The sequence below is a fragment of the Planktothrix sp. FACHB-1355 genome (assembly GCF_014748295.1).
Lineage (GTDB): Bacteria > Cyanobacteriota > Cyanobacteriia > Cyanobacteriales > Aerosakkonemataceae > Aerosakkonema > Aerosakkonema funiforme_A.
Genome location: NZ_JACJUP010001367.1, coordinates 1 through 1,510 on the forward strand (window position 1 = coordinate 1; position 1,510 = coordinate 1,510).

Annotated in this window: 2 protein-coding genes; both read right to left on the minus strand. The window is 44.5% G+C overall.

Going from position 1 to position 1,510, the window contains the following annotated elements; translation table 11 throughout:
- Positions 1–821, minus strand: an 821-nt coding sequence (locus H6S82_RS32475; RefSeq protein WP_191057447.1) for a CRISPR-associated protein Csx3, incomplete at its 3' end; no start/stop codon positions are given.
- A gap of 115 nt (positions 822–936) precedes the next feature.
- Complete coding sequence (crn3, locus tag H6S82_RS32480) at positions 937–1,314, minus strand: CRISPR-associated ring nuclease Crn3/Csx3 (RefSeq protein ID WP_190464002.1); 378 nt, start codon at positions 1,312–1,314, stop codon at positions 937–939.
- Positions 1,315–1,510 lie beyond the last annotated feature (196 nt).

Consider the following 1,510-nt stretch of genomic DNA (forward strand, 5'->3'; position numbering starts at 1 on the left):
ACTTCTTCTCGTTTTTGTCGGACGCTGCGAATCACCGCTAACGGCTGCAAATTTGGATGGCAAAGCTCGTGCCATTTGGGAATCGCATCTGATTCTTTGCTAATAATAATATAGTGCGTACATTGTTCGACCAGAGGCGCTTTCTCTGTCTGCGGTTTCCCACCCACATCAACCAAAACCAAATCGACAACTTCCCGCAAATTCTGTACCGCCGAGCTATGGTATTTAAAGAAATTAGGTATTAACTTCGCCGTTTCCGGATGTTCGTGCAATCGAAACTCATTTTCTACAATCAGCTTTTTAACTAAATCCCTATTCGCTCCTTCGTAAGCCCAATTTCCCTCACCATCCCAAGAAGCGCGATGTACAAATACTCGTCCAACCGCTCCGGTTTTCATCAAATTAAAACGCAAAGCATTCGACAAAACGCTTTTGCCGCTGTCAGGCGAACCACCTATTAAAATTGCCGGACAAGGAGTGCGGTTGAGCAATACAGGTATCGCATCGCCTATACTTATTGTTGATATCCGAGTTTGAATTACAACAATTAATTTTTCTTTAGCGGCATGGCATCCTATCCAAGGCGCTTGCCAACAGCGTTCTACTAAATTGGCATACAACCAAGTAGGAGCTTGACCGTCTAAAATAACTTCTCTGCTCAAGTCCAGTTCGTCAGGAAGTTTTATCTGTGCGAGTACATCAGTTTTTATCAATTCCCGAAACATTACTAAGTTAATTGCCAGAGTTTGATAAATTCCCATTTCGGTTTTTAGTTCGGTGACTTGCAGTTCAACTTGTTTTTGTAAAGTTATCGTATTCATTTTTATTCCTTTTGTTTTGTTGCGTTTTTTGGAAACAGTAGGGTGCGTTAGGCACGGCAATTTAATTTTTGGTTGCCATACTCAATTTCTCGTCCGTGCGTAACACACCCTACTGCTACGTACCTGTTGTTTTGCGAAATATGGCTGCGGGTAAATTGACTTTGAGAACTTCTCCGAGTGCAACTTCGCGAGTGTGGGTAGCGATGACTACCGCACCTCCTGACTGAGGTGTTGGTTCTCCTAAGCGGGGGTCGAAGCAAGCTACCCAAGCGGCGGGGTGACAAGCGTGAACTAAATAGGCGTACAACCAAATTGGCGCTTTTCCTTCAATGACAACGCCTTGACTCCATACCATTTCCTCCGGTAGGAATAAATTTTTCAGGTCGGCTGGTACAATCAGTCCATCCTGTGTGTTGATTTGGATGTGCAGGTGTTGGTAGGTCAGACCTGACTGAGTTTGCTCCCGAAACAGTTGTAATTGAATGGCTGACATTAAATAATAGGTTGAATGAGTTATTGCTACTCTATCAAACGGGTGGAAGCACCAGCTTCCAAGATGAGGCATACTTAGAAAGGAAGGCGAATCGCTGAAATCGGGAGAGTAGCTTGGAAACGGTCAACCCCTTTTGGAATGAACCTCCTCGCGTGGAACTGCTGCAATGGCTGGCGCGGGGAGATTTAAAACAAAG